Origin of the sequence: Kitasatospora sp. NPDC091335 (assembly GCF_044757205.1) — a bacterium.
In the GTDB taxonomy this organism is placed as follows: domain Bacteria; phylum Actinomycetota; class Actinomycetes; order Streptomycetales; family Streptomycetaceae; genus Kitasatospora.
The window spans coordinates 578,339-591,688 of sequence record NZ_JBIVUM010000002.1 but is presented as its reverse complement, the minus strand read 5'-3'; the positions used below and the strand labels follow the sequence as shown (position 1 = coordinate 591,688).

Here is a 13,350-nt window from a genome sequence, read left to right as displayed (position 1 = left end):
GTCTGGAGGGCGGGGCGGCGAGCGGGGTGTCAGGGACCGGTGTCAGCGGGTGTCAGCGCCGCTGTCAGGGGCCCCTGACACCCGCGTTTGCCTAGGGGAATGGGTGTCAGGGGGTGTCAGGCGTCAGGGGGTGTCAGACCAGCGCCGGGGCGGGCACGATCCGGTAGCGGCCCTTCTGCGCGGAGGGCACCAGACGCCCCTCCTCGACCAGGCGCCGGAACTCCCCGGAGACCCACGGGCGGGAGCGGCCGAACTCGGCGGCCTGGTCCATCACGTCCTTCGGGCCGATCACCATCACGCCCGTCGCCTCGAACTGCGCGACGATCGCCTCCATCGCGGCGCGGGCCTCCTCCGGGGTGAAGTCCGGGGCGGTGGACTCGGGGCCGAACGTGATGCCGGCCAAGGCCTCGGGCACCGGGGGGAGTTCGGCCTGCGGGTCGATGCCCTCGTCCTCGGGGTCGACCCGCCGCTCGGCGTCGGTGTCGTCGTCCTGCTCGCCGCCGTCGCCGTCCGCGTACACGCTGTCCCCGTCCTCGTCGGTGGCGTCCTGGGTGTGGCGGTCGGTGTAGGCCTTGCCGGCGGTGGCGGCGGCGGCCTTCGCGGTGACGGGGTCGACTTTGGCGCCGTGGCGCACCGCCCACGCGGCCAACTGCTCCATGACGCGGGCGGCCTGGCCGGTGAAGCGGAAGGTCCGGCCGGGCGAGCTGTAGCGCTGCTCGGGGACGCCGGGCGTGACGAGGTAGCAGTACCCGGGGCGGCGGTTGGCCCAGGCGCCCGGGTGGGCGCCGGCGTCCAGGACCGGGGCGGGCAGGGCCATGCCCTCGTCCCGGGCGTCCAGGCCGAACACGAGCGCGGAGGGGAGGCTGGCGCGGGTGCTGGTGCTGATCTGGTCGTGGCTGGGCCGCTGAAGGCTGATGACCAGGGCGGCACCGGCGGCGCGGGCGAGCTGGGCGATCTCGGTGAAGCCCTCGTCGCCCATGAACCGGATGGTGGCGGCGGCTTCCTCGAACCAGCCGACCAAGAACGGCATGCCCTCGCAGCCGCAGGCGCCCCGCTTCTGGCACGAGTGCTTGGGGTCGTTCTGCTGCTCGGCGGCGGCGGGCACCCACTGGCGGTAGCCGTGGGCGCCGAGCCAGCGAGTGCGGGCGGGGATGACGGCCTGGAAGGCGCTGACCATGGTCTCGGTCTCGGCCCCGCCCTCCACGGCCCAGTCCAGGCCGGGCCGCAGCGGGCCGAAGTCCTGGAAGCTCTTGGGGTCGGACAGCCAGACGATGACGTCGCGCCGTCCCATGATCTCGGTGAGGACGTTGAGCGCGCCGTCGCCCTTGCCGGAACCCGTCATGCCGCAGATGAGCAGGTGGGTGCCGTTGCGGCCGATCTCCGGGTCGCCGGGCAGCCACAGCTGGAGCGGGGAGCCGTCGTCGTAGCGGCCGATGACCAGCGGGTCGGCGATCGACCCGCCGACGTTGGTCGGCATCTCCCACTCGACCACCTCGGCGAGCATGTCCCGGGGCACCACGACCAGGTCCCCGCGCCGGGCGGAGTCGGGGTCGGGCAGGTAGCGGACGGCGGTGGTGGAGACGTCCAGGGCGGAGGCGATGTTCGGCAGCGCCCGGGTGACGTCGTCGTTGGTCATCTCCCCGGCGGGGAGGGTGAGTTCGGCGGTGACGCGGTTCGGCTCGATCTCGGTCTTCCGGATCTTCGCCCCGGCGAGCTTCACCTTCTCCAGGAGCGAGGTGTCCGCGCTGTCGGCCGCGGCCTGCACGGCGTCGGGGTTCCGGCGCAGTATCTGCCTGATGTTCCAGGACAGGGCGAGGATGCTGCCGCCGAGCCAGAAAGCGCCGAACGTAAAGTCGGTCCAGCCGCCGAGCGCGGTCGCGGTGAACCACCCGGACCCGGCGGCGACGGTCACGGCCGAGTGCAGGCGCCGCTGCGGCGAGGTGGTCTTGCCCGCCCACGCGGTCGCGGCGGTGATGCCGACCGATCCGAGGGTCAGGCCGACCGCGTATCCGGCGGAGTCGTGGGCGGGCACCCACGCCAGCGTGCCGGCCACGCCGGTCGCGGCCACCGTGATCCACGGCGGGGTGTAGGGCTTGGCCCGGTGGGCCAGCCACGCGGCGACGCCCTTGCCGGTGCTGGCGCCTTCCAGGGTCTCCCGGTGCTGCACCTCCGGGTCGGTGCTGTCCTTCTTCGACATGGGTCGTGCTCCTCTCAGAACTGGAACGGACGGTGCTGCCGCTGGGCCGGGCGGGGGGCCATGACGTCGGCGTACTCGCGCTCGTAGGCCGCCCACGCGGCGGCGGCGTCCTTCGCGGCGTCGGTCAGGGCGTCGGCGGCCTTGGAGAGCTTCTTGGCCACCTCGCGGGCCCGGCGCCTGCGCTGGAACGCGTGGTCGCCCGGGGCGCCCGGGGCCTGCTCCAGCGAGGCCTTGAGGATCTCGGACGCCACCTCGACCTCGATCGAGGAGTAGGTGCCGAAGGCGCGCAGGGCCTCGCAGTAGGAGCGCACGTCCTCGGTGGAGTAGAACGCGGGCTCCGGCAGGACCAGGGGCGAGGTGCGGTCCACGCCGGTGCCGGGGTTCGCGGCGGCGCCCATCCGCGGGGAACCGGCCCCGCCGGCGCCGCCGGAGGTCTTGTTGATGTTGATGTTGAGCCCGGGGGCGAACGTCGCCCCCGAGCCGAAGCCGTTCCGGGTGCGGCCGTTGCTGTTCCCGTCGCTGTTCGGCGACGTGGTGTTCACGGTCATCGCGGGCCTCCTGGTGGGCCGGGACTGTCCCGACTCCCCACCCCCGCACGACCCCGAAGGGCCGGGCGAGGACGGGCAATCGTCAGCCGGTCAGGCGGAGGCGACGATGGCGGCGACGGTCTCGAAGGCGTGGTGCCAGGCCTGGTCGAGGGCGTAGGCGCCGTTCATGCCGTGGTCGGTCAGCCTCACGAAGTTGCTCTTGCCGGTGGCGTCCGCGAGGCGGCGCAGGGGCTCGCGCCGGTCGGCGACGTAGTGGGTGACGGCGCTGAGCGCGAGGGCGGCGGCGACGGGGCCGGGCCGCAGACGGACGCCGAGCAGGCGGGACCCGGCGAGCAGGGCGGCGGCCTGCGTGGCGGTGTAGGAGGCGACGTGCGCGGCGCAGGCGAGACGACCATCGGCTGCGCGGTGGACGGCGGTAACCCATCCGGTCTCGTCCGTGTCGACCACCGGGGGCCGGTCGGTGGCGCCCTTGATACGGGCCTGGTGGTCGGTCTGGATCCAGTGGTCCGCGACGTCGGCGGCGGCGCGGAGCAGGGCGTAGGCGGCGGCGAAGCGGGCAGCGCGGACGCTGGTCATGGAGCACTCCAAGGTGGCTGGGGTGGAGCGAAGTTGGGGGATTTCAGGCCGCGAGGTCCATGCCGTCGGCGCAGGGCAGGCAGGTGCCCAGGTGCGCGGGGAGCACGTAGCCCGCGTCCCTGCCGCATGCGGGGCAGGTGCGGCGGGCGGTGTTCGCGGCGGCCAGCGCCCGGCGTCGTCCCTCGGTCATGGGGCGGACGGGCGCGGCGAGGGTGAGGCGGTAGAGGTAGGCGACCCGCACGCCCGACTTCGAGCGGCGGGAGCGCCACATGAGCTGCGCGGCGACGTCCTGTCCGTTGGGGCGCAGGCCGCGGGCGCGAAGCTGTCGGCGGGTGAGCAGGCCGTCCGGGGCCATCCTCCACGGGTAGGTGGGGATGCCCCCGGACCGGTTGCCCTCCGGGTCCCAGAACCGGAGCCGGGCCACGACTACTCGCCGATGGTGGCGCGGGAGTCGTGGTAGCCGGTCAGTCGCAGCGGCACGCTGGCGTAGGTGGTGGTCGCTTCGAGCCAGCCGAGCGTCCCGGACTTGGTGGTGCTGGACTTGGTGGTGTCGTGGTTGATGGTGGCCGGGTCGATTCCGAGGGCCTGGCGCCACTGCTCGAAGTGGTCGAGGCCGTGGTGCAGGGCGATGTTCAGCCCCCACGCGAAGTCGTGCGTGCCGGGCACCTTCAGCTCCTCCAGCCGGATCGCCGGGGTGGGCAGGGTGGCGTGGGCGGTGAGGAGGGACATCAGCGCTCCGGCCGCGTTGAACTGGGTGCCGGCGATGCCGCGGTTGTCGGTGCCGGTGGTCACGATGCCTGCTCCTCGGTGTGCGGGGTGGTGGTCTCTTCGGTGTCGGTCGGGACGGCGTGCAGGGCGGGCCGCTCCGTGCCGGCCGTGCCGAACTCCCGGTAGCGGGCGGCGACCCATCCGGTCGACCAGCCGGTCAGCTCCGCCGCCCGGCGCTGCGGGATACCGAGCGCCACGGCGGTCTGAACGATCAGCCGGGCCTCGTCCTCGGGCAGTCGCTCGGCCGTCGCGGGCGCGGAGAGGAGTTCCTGCCGCAGTCGCTCGGCGTCCTGCTCGGCGCTCTGCTCACGCTCGCGCTCACGCTCGCTCACCTCGCGCTCACGCTCGCTCACCTCGCGCTCACGGCGCTGTCGTTCGGCGCGCTCGGCATCCGTACGGCGGGCCCGATCGGCGCGTTCGTCATCAGCCATCCGCAGCTCGTGCTCACGCTGCTGGGCGGCCATCCGCTCGTCGTGCTCACGGCGCTCACGCTCGGCCCGGTCGGCCCGGTCGAACTCGGCCAACCGCTCCTCGCGTTCCTGCTGGCGGCGCTGCTCGGCGCGGCGCTCGCGCTCGGCCCGCTCATCGCGCTCACGGGTCTCACGGGCGGCCAGCGCGGCGGTGATGGCCCGCCGGTAGGCGAGCGAGGCCTCCGCCGTGACGATCAGCAGCAGTGGCGCCACCGAGTGGACCGCCACCCCGACCTTGTCGTGGTCCAGGGCGGATTGACCCACGTTGAGCAGCACCGTCATGGCGCCGGTCATCCAGCGCAGCACGGCCGGCCATCGGCCGCCGTCGCCGTTGAGGCGGGCGAGCGTGCTGTCCAGGCGGACCACGATCACCACCGCCGCGTCCACGACCAGCGGCAGGATCGGGGCCGTCCACTCCCAGCCCTTCGGGCTGTGGTGGGACATGAGTGGGGTCACCGTGAGCACGCTGTAGAGGACCGCGCCGAGCGTGATCGCCCACGTGCCCACGTTCAGCGCGCGCTCGGCCGAGCGGATCTGTTCCTGGCCCATCGGAACCCTCACCGCGACCACCGCCAGGCGTGCGGTGAGCGCGTCGTGAGCGCGGTGAGCATCGGGGCGGTCATCAGTGAGCACCCCCAGCGGCACGCCGCTCACGGGAGGCGGCGCGGCGGCGGCGCTGGCTGACGCTCCACCGCTCGTCGGCGGTCATCCCGCCCGCGATGCCGTGTCGTTCGCGCCGCTCCAGGGCCAGCTCCAGGCACATCGTGCGCACCGGGCACCCGGCGCAGATCATCTTGGCCCGGCGCTCGGACCATTCGGCCGCCGCACGAGCAACCTCGATGGCCTCGGTGTCCTCGATGTCCTCGTCGGGCTCCGGGTAGAACAGGTCCGGGTCCGCGCTGGCGCAGGCGGCGCCGGGCAGGGTGCCGTCCGGGTTGGGCCGGTACTCAGCGAGCCGGGCGGCCAGCGGGCGGCCGGGCCGGTGCGGGGCGCGGGTGCCGGTGAGGTGCAGGCAGCGAATCATCAGGCGGCCGCCTTCCAGGTCAGCACCCGGCGGCGCTCGGCCGTACGCATCAACGCGGACGCGAAGCCAGCCGCCGGACCGTCCAGGTCCCGCAGGACCGCCCGGGCGACGTCGAGCCGGACGATCCGGTCCTCGTCGGAGTCGTCGGCGCTGCCGTCGAACAGCTCGACGTCGACACCGAAGCCGAAGTCGGCGCCGGTCCCGAACGCGAGTTCCGCGAACTCTTCGGGCGTCGCGGCCTCCTGGCCTGCAACAATGAGCTTCATGGGTTCACCTCGTCGATTCAGGGGGTGAGCCCGCAGGGCCGCCGCGCGTTCCTTGGCCGGAGCGCGGCGGCCCGCCTCATGCGGGCTCGGCTTCTCGTCGTTCACGAGCGGCCGCGGAACCCGACGCAGGCCCGCCGCCACGTGGGCGGCCGGCGCGCGCCGGGGACCGTGATCGCTGGTAACGCGACCGGGATCGGTGAGCCCCGCCCGCTGGTCAGCGGCGGGGCCGGGTACAGCTCTGGGGCATGCCCATGGGCGCGTCCTCCTCAGGTCAAAGCCCCAGGTGGGGCTGTGGATTGGGGGTGCCCGTCCTACGGGCTTCAGGTCTCTCGGGCCTGGTCCGGTGCCTCTCTCTGCTCGGCACCAGCAGGGCGGCGCACTCCCCGGATCGGGGTGTGCTGCGTGGCTCGCTGCCGCCGGCGACATCACCCGGTCGCCTCGGGGGCGGTCTGTCTCATCCCGCCACGTGCTTTGGGACTCCGCTGTACTCCCGGTTTCGCCATCCAGCCGTACAAATCGGCCTGGTCAGCGTCCCGTTCGGCCCCACACCCCCGAAGGGGTGGCATGCCACTGCGTAGGGGGAGGGCGTCGTCCATCGCGGCGGCTCTCCCCCGGTTCCTCAACCTAGGCGCCTACCGCGACCGCCGCCCTCGCGTCGGTCCCGCACGATCACTGTTCAGTTCTCAAAGAACCGCGATGCCGAGCAGTCCGTAGGGCGCGCGGCGAAGCCGCCTTCCCCCGACAACCGTCGGTCGCATTTGCCCAGCTCAGGGCAGCCCAAAGAAGGGCCTCAAGAGCTGATGGTGTTTGCAGCGGGCCCGCTTGATCGCGGCCCCGTTCTGCTGCGGCAAGCCTGCTCCGGCGCACAGCGCCAGACCAATGACGGCCTGTCATATGAGGCTTTCCGCCGAGGCGTTGCCCTCACAATGAACATGGTGCACTTAGTGCGCCAAGTTGGCAAGTGCTTCGCCGCAGCGAGCCTGCGGCACACTGGTGCACTAAGTGCGAGACGTCGACTGGAGGATCACTGGTGACCGAGTTCCAAGGCGAGCCGGCCTATCTACAGCTAGCCGATGACCTGCGGGAACAGATCCGCAGCGGCAAGCTGGCCGCAGGCTCCGCACTGTCGTCAACGCGGAAGCTGATGGACGACCACGGTGTGTCGAGCACCGTCGTGAAGGCTTCCGTCTCGCTGCTTCGCGCCGAGGGCTACGTGGTCGGACATCAAGGGAAGGGAGTGTTTGTCCAGTTCCCGCCGCGCCTTGCCGAGCATTCCCGAGGGGCCGCCGACTGGGCCGTGCCGGCTCTGCAGGCCGGACAGGCGATCGAACGGGCCCTTCGTGAGTTGGCCCGCGTCGGGCGCGAGACCGCAGATGCCGAAGCGGCTCTCCAGCGCTGGCGGGACGCGGTCGATGCGCTTCCCGACAGCGTGAAGAGCCGCTTGGCGGAGTAGGGCAGAGCTAGCCTCGGCTGGTCGCCGCCCACCCGTCTCGGATCAGGTCCTGGAGGCCGGACCGCTCGGGCTTCCACCCGAACTCGGTCGTGATCCGGGTGAGGTCGGCGACCAGCCGAGGCGGTTCCGGCTGCGGAGGACGGTGAACCACCGGCACGGGCCGTCCGGTGACCTGCTCCACCGCCTCGACAATCTCGCGCATGCTCGTCGGAGTCGCGCCCACGTTGTAGGCCCGGTGCGCGAAGTCTCCGGCGTGCAACGCCAAGACGTACGCGCGGGCCAGGTCATCCACGTGGACGAAGTCCCGGACGGCACTCCCGTCGCCGTTCATCTCCAAGTGCGGGTAGCGGCCGGCCGCCACAGCGAGCGCCTTCGGGATGATCCGGGACTCGTCGGCGTCCCCCACCCCGCCCACTGAGCCTGCGATGTTGAAGCACCGCAAGCTCACCGCCTGGATGGTGCCGCGCTCCCCCGCACGCTTGAGCAGCTCATCTGCGGCGAGCTTCGAAGCGCCGTACGGGTTGCTCGGAGCAGGTACGACGTCCTCGCCGATGGGCTGCCGCTCAGGGGCGCCGTAGATCGCAGCCGTCGAACCGAGCACGACTACAGGGCTCTGCGTGGCAGCTCGTCCGGGCAGCGCGGCCAGCAGTACCGCAGTGCCGTTGACGTTGACGTCGTGGTACTCGTCGGGCATCTCGAAGGACTCGCGCACCCGCGTGAGCGCGGCCAGGTGGCAGACGGCGTGCACGCCGCGCACGGCCGACGCGACGGCCTGCTCGTCGCGGATGTCGCCGTGGATCACCTCGGCCACCGGCAGCTCGGGGAGCGGGGCGCCCGGGGGTCGATGGGTCAGGGCGACCACCTCGTGGCCCGCCTCGGCGAGTCGTCGGACAACGGCGTTGCCGACGAAGCCGAAGGCGCCCGTCACGAGTACGCGCACGGATTTCCTCCTCAGTTCAGGATCAGTCCGCGATGCTGCCACGCCAGGTCGAGGCACGCGGCGGCGGCAGACGCGAGCGGTTCATTCTCCAGCAGGTGGCGGATGTTGGCCTCGGTGAAGTCGATCCCGCCAGCATTGCCCGTGCCAGCGATGACGCTGCCCTCGGTGTTGCGGGAGACCATGCCGGAGAACACCGTGTCGTAGACGTCGGCGTCGATGACCACGACGCTGAGGATCTCGCCCGCCAGCGTGAGCGGGTCCAGGCCGATCCCGAAGCAGTACGGCCGGACCTTGCCCGCGCGTCGGGCCTCGTTGAGCGCGCGGAACGGCTCGACCCCGTCGTAGTCGATGGGCTCGCCGCTGCTGCCGTCGGCCTCGGGGTCGCCCAGGAACTCCTCCGCGTACTCGCGGAGCACGTTGCGCCAGAGGTCGAAGTCGTTCGACTGGTCCCACGGCATCACCGAGGACGGCTGAAACACCCCGGCGGGCATGATGTGGTACGTCCCGCCAGCCAGCGCCACGTTGCTCGCCGCCCGGTGGTGCAGCGGGAACGACGCCGTGCCGTCCGGAGCCAGCCGGATGGTCAGGGTGTCGATGGACGGCAGTAGCGGACGACGAGCGAGGTCGAACGGGTCACCGACCAGCGCGCGGAAGGGGAGCGCGTCCCAGTTCGGCTCCCCGATCCATGCGGGGTCGCTGCCCGTCGCCAGCCACGCGCCCGCCAGCTCGTGGGCCACGCCCTCGCAGACATCCGCCATGTCGAAGTAGGTCGTGTAGCCGAACGACAGCTTGGGCCGGCTGTCGACCTGGGCGACGTCGAGGAGCCGGAAGCTCGGCCGGTTCACGAACAGCGACGGCCGGTCGACCATGCGAATGGCCTGCGAGTACCGGGCGAACCGCCCGCCGTTCGCTGCCAAGGGCCGGACGCCCTCGGACTCGGTTTCGGCGCCAACGACCTCCGGCGGAACTGTCTGCGTCAGCCACGTGAGGTCGATGTCGCCGAAGTCCAGGGGGCTCGGCCACATCCACCCGGTCGTCGTGAGCACCGGGCTGTTTCCTGCCCGGTCCACGTCGGGGTACAGCCGGGCAGCAGCCTTGGTGAGCTGGCTCCGGTGCCGGTTCAGGTCCCGGCGAGTCATCCGCCAACGGCGCTGTTCCTCGACGGCGATTTGCGGGCCGCTCTCGTCGCCGGGAACCGAGACGACGGCCGCCTCGGCGGCCGGCAGCAGGCCTAGCTCGTCCTCGGGCAGCCCCAGCACCTGGGCCAACCGCCGGAGCTCGTCCATGTCCTTGATCACCCGCTTCCCGCGCTCCAGCAGCGAGACGTACGACTGGTCGTAGCCGAGCAGGTCGGCGAGGTCCTGCTGCTTCAGCTTGTGCAGAGCTCGGTAGGCCTTCAAGACGTCGCCGAGGTTGGACCCGTCCGGCGGCGCAGTGCGCTCGGCCGAGGCGGAGAGCCAGCTGACCGGCCCGGCCGTCGCGGCAACCGGAGCGACCGGGCCAGCGAGTCCGATCGCCCGGCGGCACGGGCTGCACACGGTGTCGGTGTTGCTGCGGCTCAGCCGGGCGCCGCATCGGGTGCAGACGGCGGGCGTCTTGGCTGCGATGGTCATGAGGCATCTACCCCTTCAGGGATCGGCCGATCACGGGGTGGGCCGCCTGCAAGACGGCGCCGCGCGTCGGAGACATTCAACTGCACCTGCGGCGCAGGCACGCGCCCTCTTGGCGCTTTATGGCTGGCGGCCCGACGGTCGATGCCGATCTTGGGCCAGTTGTGGGCCATGGCGCGGCGATGGGGGCGTTGATACGGTGTTGCCCCTGGTCAGGGCCAGTGCGGACGGCACGACGGAATTGTTCTTGAAAACTGTCGTGCGGTGACCCCGTACCGTGGGTTCGAATCCCACGCTCTCCGCCGGTAGGAGAACCACCTGCTCAGGGCGGGTGCCGAGACCACTCGGCACCCGCCCTCGGTGGTTCCGGGGCGGGGGTTGACCCTGACACGGTGGCAGGGGGTGGAGTGGTCGCATCATGTTGAACATCGGAGACTTCGCCAGCCACGGCCGGGTGTCGGTGCGGATGCTGCGCCACTACGACGCGATCGGGCTGCTCCGGCCGGCCCGGGTGGACCCGGTCAGCGGGTACCGCTTCTACGAGGCTTCCCAACTGGCCCGGCTCAACCGGGTGATCGCGCTCAAGGAGCTCGGCTTCACCCTGCAGCAGGTGCGGGCCGTCCTGGACGAGCGGGTGGACGCGGCCGAGCTGCGCGGGATGCTGCGGCTGCGGCGGGCCCAGCTCGCCGAGGCGATCGCGGCCGACGAGCTGCGGCTGGCCCGGGTGGAGGCGAGGCTCCGGACGATCGAGAGCGAGGGGACCATGTCCGCGCACGATGTCGTGGTGAAGCCGGTGCCGTCCGTCCGGGTGGCCCAACTGACCGGTGTGGCCGCGAGTTACGAGCCGGGGGACATCGGGCCGGTGATCGGGCCGCTGTTCGCCGAGCTGTGCCGGCGGCTGGACGAGGCCGGGGTGGAGGCGGCCGGACCGTCCGTCGCCTGCTACCGGGACGCGCCGGAGGGCGACGGCACGGTGCTGGTCCTGGCGGCCGTCCCGGTCGGGGCGTCGGTGCGGCCGGGCGCGCACGGCTTCGAGGTGCTCGACCTGCCGCCGATCGATCGGGCCGCGACGATCGTGCACCGCGGCCCGATGGACGAGGTGCTGGGCACCGGCCAGGCGCTGGCCCGCTTCATCGAGGAGAACGGCTACCGCTCGGCCGGCTACGCCAGGGAGTTGTACCTGGAGTGCCCGGAGGACCAGGCGGGGTGGGTCACCGAGCTCCAGGAGCCGGTGGTCCTCCGGTAGCCGGGCTTGCCCTCGACCCGGTCGAGGGCCCTAGCGTCGCCCGGCATGACCACTGCCACCGCCGGTTCCGGTCCGTCGTCGCGGGCCGCGCTGCCCCGGACGTACCTGCTCCGGGCGCACGGCTGGACGGCGGGCACGGCGGGGCTGGTGAGCGGCGGGCAGGCGGCCGGGGTGCTGACGGTGGCCGGCCTGGTCGCCTGGCGGGGCGGGCTGCCCCGGGCCGGCATCGGGGGGCGGCGGCCGGGCTCGGTACGGCGTCGGTGGGGATCGCGCTGCTGGCGACGGCCGGGTGGCCGGCGGCGGCGGTGGTCGGCAGCACGGTGACGGGCCTCGGCTCGGGGCTCTTCGCCGGCCACCTCGGACCGCTGGTGCAGACCGGTGCGCGGCCGTCCCATCTGTCGCGCGTCCAGGCCCTGTTGACGCTCGTGCAGAGCGCGGCCCTGGTGCTCTCGAACGCCCTGCTGGGTCTGCTCGCGGACGCGGCCGGCGCCACCCTGCCCACCCTCCTCTGCGCCCTCGCCACCGCCGGTGCCGGTTTCACCGCCCTGGCCACCCCGGCCCTCCGCCGGGCCTGAGCCGGCCCGCGCCGCCGGCCCTCCCCTCCGTGCCCCGCGCCGTGGCCCACTTGCCCGGGCACCGGTCGGCGGGCAGAGTGCGGAGGTGGGGGCGGTCGGGTGGTGAGTGGAGGCGGCGATGAGTGATCTGACGGACCGACTGGCGCAGGGCCTCCCGGAGGGGGCCGTCGTGGTGGATCCGGACGTGACCGCCGCGTACCGCCACGACATGGCGGGCTTCTGCGCGGCCGGGCAGCCCGCCGTGGTGGTGTTCCCGGAGACGGTCGAGCAGGTGCAGCACGTGATGCGCACCGCGACCGGGCTGCGCGTCCCCGTGGTGCCGCAGGGTGCCAGGACCGGGCTGTCGGGCGCGGCGAACGCGGTGGACGGCTGCGTCGTGCTGTCGCTGGTGAAGCTGAACCGGATCCTGGAGATCGACCCGGTGAACCGGATCGCGGTCGTCGAGCCCGGCGTGGTGAACGCCGAACTCTCCAGTGCTGCACTGGAGTTGGGTCTTACGTATCCGCCGGACCCGTCCAGCTGGGAGTCCTGCACGATCGGCGGCAACATCGGCACCGGCGCGGGCGGGCTCTGCTGCGTGAAGTACGGCGTCACCAGCGAGTACGTGCTCGGCCTGGACGTGGTGCTGGCGGACGGGCGGTTGCTCTCCACCGGCCGCCGGACCGCGAAGGGGGTGGCCGGGTACGACCTGACCAGGCTGTTCGTCGGCTCGGAGGGCACGCTCGGTGTGGTCGTCCGGGCGGTTCTGGCGCTGCGGCCCGCGCCGGCCCCGCAGCTGGCGCTGGCCGCGGAGTTCCCGAGCGCGGACGCGGCCGGGGCGGCGGTCTGCGAGGTGATGGCGCGCGGTCTGACCCCGTCGCTGATGGAGCTGATGGACGCGGTCTCCGTGCGGGCCGTCAACGAACTGGGGCGAATGGGACTGCCGGAGTCCACCCAGGCGCTGCTGCTGGTGGCCTTCGACGGTCCGGACCGGGAGGCCGAGCTGGCGCGGGTCGCGCAGCTGTGCCGGGAGGCCGGGGCGACCGAGGTGGTGCCGGCCGAGGACCAGGCGGAGTCCGACCTGCTGCTGGCCGCCCGGCGGCTGGCGCTGCCGGCCCTGGATCGGCTGGGCACCACGATGATCGACGATGTGGCGGTGCCGCGTTCCCGGCTGGCGGAGATGCTGAACGGCGTCGCGGTGATCGCCGGGCGGCACGGGCTGACCATCGGGGTGGTCAGTCACGCCGGGGACGGCAACACCCATCCGATCGTCATCTTCGACGCCTCGGACGCGGAGCAGACCGCCCGCGCCCAGCGGTCCTTCGACGAGATCATGGCGCTGGGGCTGGAGCTGGGCGGCACGATCACCGGGGAACACGGGGTGGGGCTGCTGAAGCGGGACTGGCTGGCCCGTGAACTGGGCCCGGTGGCGCTGGACCTGCAACGGCAGCTGAAGGCGGTCTTCGATCCGCTGGGGATCATGAATCCCGGAAAGATGATCTGATTTTCTCTAGAGCCTCTCCATGTACCTCCTGTGCCTGTCCGCCGTTGTGGGGCCGGGGTGTCGTTCGGCCGGTCGGCGAATGGCGGGAAAAGTCGACACGGGAGGGTGATCGAACTTTTCAGGGGCGCGTTCGCGGTTCGCATGCGCTGGGGTGGTGCGCTCGGCGGTTCGTGCGGGGCTGTCGCGCTGCTCTC

At 72.5% G+C, this 13,350-nt stretch carries 14 protein-coding genes; 4 read left to right on the top strand and 10 right to left on the bottom strand.

What is annotated here, in order from left to right; translation table 11 throughout:
* Nucleotides 1–133: 133 nt before the first annotated feature.
* The 8 genes from traB to ACIQOW_RS07515 form a co-directional block, all read right to left on the bottom strand.
* Nucleotides 134–2,197 (bottom strand): plasmid transfer protein TraB, encoded by a 2,064-nt coding sequence (gene traB, locus ACIQOW_RS07550; RefSeq protein WP_401080746.1) that lies wholly within the window; start codon nucleotides 2,195–2,197, stop codon nucleotides 134–136.
* Between the two features lie 14 nt (nucleotides 2,198–2,211).
* Nucleotides 2,212–2,745, bottom strand: coding sequence for a plasmid transfer protein TraA (gene traA / locus ACIQOW_RS07545; protein WP_401080743.1), 534 nt, complete (start codon nucleotides 2,743–2,745; stop codon nucleotides 2,212–2,214).
* 90 nt (nucleotides 2,746–2,835) lie between these two features.
* Nucleotides 2,836–3,321, bottom strand: a complete 486-nt coding sequence (locus ACIQOW_RS07540) for a hypothetical protein (protein ID WP_401080740.1) — start codon at nucleotides 3,319–3,321, stop codon at nucleotides 2,836–2,838.
* A gap of 43 nt (nucleotides 3,322–3,364) precedes the next feature.
* Entirely contained in the window at nucleotides 3,365–3,676 is a 312-nt protein-coding gene (locus tag ACIQOW_RS07535) for an RRQRL motif-containing zinc-binding protein (RefSeq protein ID WP_401080737.1), read from the bottom strand.
* A 71-nt stretch (nucleotides 3,677–3,747) separates the two neighbouring features.
* On the bottom strand, nucleotides 3,748–4,113 hold the full coding sequence (locus tag ACIQOW_RS07530) for a hypothetical protein (protein WP_401080734.1): 366 nt from the start codon (nucleotides 4,111–4,113) through the stop codon (nucleotides 3,748–3,750).
* Nucleotides 4,110–5,108, bottom strand: a complete 999-nt coding sequence (locus ACIQOW_RS07525; RefSeq protein ID WP_401080731.1) for a DUF2637 domain-containing protein — start codon at nucleotides 5,106–5,108, stop codon at nucleotides 4,110–4,112. The genes ACIQOW_RS07530 and ACIQOW_RS07525 overlap by 4 nt, the downstream gene beginning before the upstream one ends.
* A gap of 73 nt (nucleotides 5,109–5,181) precedes the next feature.
* The gene (locus tag ACIQOW_RS07520) at nucleotides 5,182–5,583 is read right to left on the bottom strand and encodes a WhiB family transcriptional regulator (protein ID WP_401080728.1); all 402 of its coding nucleotides are present in this window, start codon (nucleotides 5,581–5,583) and stop codon (nucleotides 5,182–5,184) included.
* On the bottom strand, nucleotides 5,583–5,849 hold the full coding sequence (locus tag ACIQOW_RS07515; RefSeq protein WP_401080725.1) for a hypothetical protein: 267 nt from the start codon (nucleotides 5,847–5,849) through the stop codon (nucleotides 5,583–5,585). The genes ACIQOW_RS07520 and ACIQOW_RS07515 overlap by 1 nt, the downstream gene beginning before the upstream one ends.
* A 1,030-nt stretch (nucleotides 5,850–6,879) precedes the next feature.
* Between ACIQOW_RS07515 and ACIQOW_RS07510 the strand changes: the two genes are divergently transcribed.
* The gene (locus tag ACIQOW_RS07510) at nucleotides 6,880–7,302 is read left to right on the top strand and encodes a GntR family transcriptional regulator (protein ID WP_401080722.1); all 423 of its coding nucleotides are present in this window, start codon (nucleotides 6,880–6,882) and stop codon (nucleotides 7,300–7,302) included.
* Nucleotides 7,303–7,309: 7 nt separating this feature from the next.
* On the opposite strand, the gene ACIQOW_RS07505 is transcribed toward ACIQOW_RS07510, so the two are convergent.
* Together ACIQOW_RS07505 and ACIQOW_RS07500 are read right to left on the bottom strand one after the other, a co-directional pair.
* On the bottom strand, nucleotides 7,310–8,242 hold the full coding sequence (locus ACIQOW_RS07505) for an NAD-dependent epimerase/dehydratase family protein (protein WP_401080719.1): 933 nt from the start codon (nucleotides 8,240–8,242) through the stop codon (nucleotides 7,310–7,312).
* 11 nt (nucleotides 8,243–8,253) lie between these two features.
* Complete coding sequence (locus ACIQOW_RS07500; RefSeq protein WP_401080716.1) at nucleotides 8,254–9,855, bottom strand: helix-turn-helix domain-containing protein; 1,602 nt, start codon at nucleotides 9,853–9,855, stop codon at nucleotides 8,254–8,256.
* 415 nt (nucleotides 9,856–10,270) lie between these two features.
* Here ACIQOW_RS07500 and ACIQOW_RS07495 point away from each other — a divergent pair, with 415 nt between their 5' ends.
* From ACIQOW_RS07495 to ACIQOW_RS07485, 3 genes are all read left to right on the top strand, one after another.
* Nucleotides 10,271–11,098, top strand: a complete 828-nt coding sequence (locus ACIQOW_RS07495; RefSeq protein WP_401080713.1) for a MerR family transcriptional regulator — start codon at nucleotides 10,271–10,273, stop codon at nucleotides 11,096–11,098.
* A 260-nt stretch (nucleotides 11,099–11,358) separates the two neighbouring features.
* Nucleotides 11,359–11,673 carry a hypothetical protein gene (locus ACIQOW_RS07490; RefSeq protein ID WP_401080710.1) on the top strand — a complete coding sequence of 105 codons (315 nt, stop codon included), beginning with the start codon at nucleotides 11,359–11,361 and terminating at the stop codon, nucleotides 11,671–11,673.
* Nucleotides 11,674–11,791: 118 nt separating this feature from the next.
* Nucleotides 11,792–13,156 (top strand): FAD-binding oxidoreductase, encoded by a 1,365-nt coding sequence (locus tag ACIQOW_RS07485; RefSeq protein ID WP_401080707.1) that lies wholly within the window; start codon nucleotides 11,792–11,794, stop codon nucleotides 13,154–13,156.
* The last annotated feature ends 194 nt before the right edge of the window (nucleotides 13,157–13,350 follow it).

What these genes read in the sequence shown, in the direction of transcription:
- traB (WP_401080746.1), bottom strand. Translation starts at nt 2,197, where the DNA reads ATGTCGAAGAAGGACAGCACCGACCCGGAGGTGCAGCACCGGGAGACC.
- traA (WP_401080743.1), bottom strand. Translation starts at nt 2,745, where the DNA reads ATGACCGTGAACACCACGTCGCCGAACAGCGACGGGAACAGCAACGGC.
- ACIQOW_RS07540 (WP_401080740.1), bottom strand. Translation starts at nt 3,321, where the DNA reads ATGACCAGCGTCCGCGCTGCCCGCTTCGCCGCCGCCTACGCCCTGCTC.
- ACIQOW_RS07535 (WP_401080737.1), bottom strand. Translation starts at nt 3,676, where the DNA reads ATGGCCCCGGACGGCCTGCTCACCCGCCGACAGCTTCGCGCCCGCGGC.
- ACIQOW_RS07525 (WP_401080731.1), bottom strand. Translation starts at nt 5,108, where the DNA reads ATGGGCCAGGAACAGATCCGCTCGGCCGAGCGCGCGCTGAACGTGGGC.
- ACIQOW_RS07520 (WP_401080728.1), bottom strand. Translation starts at nt 5,583, where the DNA reads ATGATTCGCTGCCTGCACCTCACCGGCACCCGCGCCCCGCACCGGCCC.
- ACIQOW_RS07515 (WP_401080725.1), bottom strand. Translation starts at nt 5,849, where the DNA reads ATGAAGCTCATTGTTGCAGGCCAGGAGGCCGCGACGCCCGAAGAGTTC.
- ACIQOW_RS07500 (WP_401080716.1), bottom strand. Translation starts at nt 9,855, where the DNA reads ATGACCATCGCAGCCAAGACGCCCGCCGTCTGCACCCGATGCGGCGCC.
- ACIQOW_RS07495 (WP_401080713.1), top strand. Translation starts at nt 10,271, where the DNA reads ATGTTGAACATCGGAGACTTCGCCAGCCACGGCCGGGTGTCGGTGCGG.
- ACIQOW_RS07485 (WP_401080707.1), top strand. Translation starts at nt 11,792, where the DNA reads ATGAGTGATCTGACGGACCGACTGGCGCAGGGCCTCCCGGAGGGGGCC.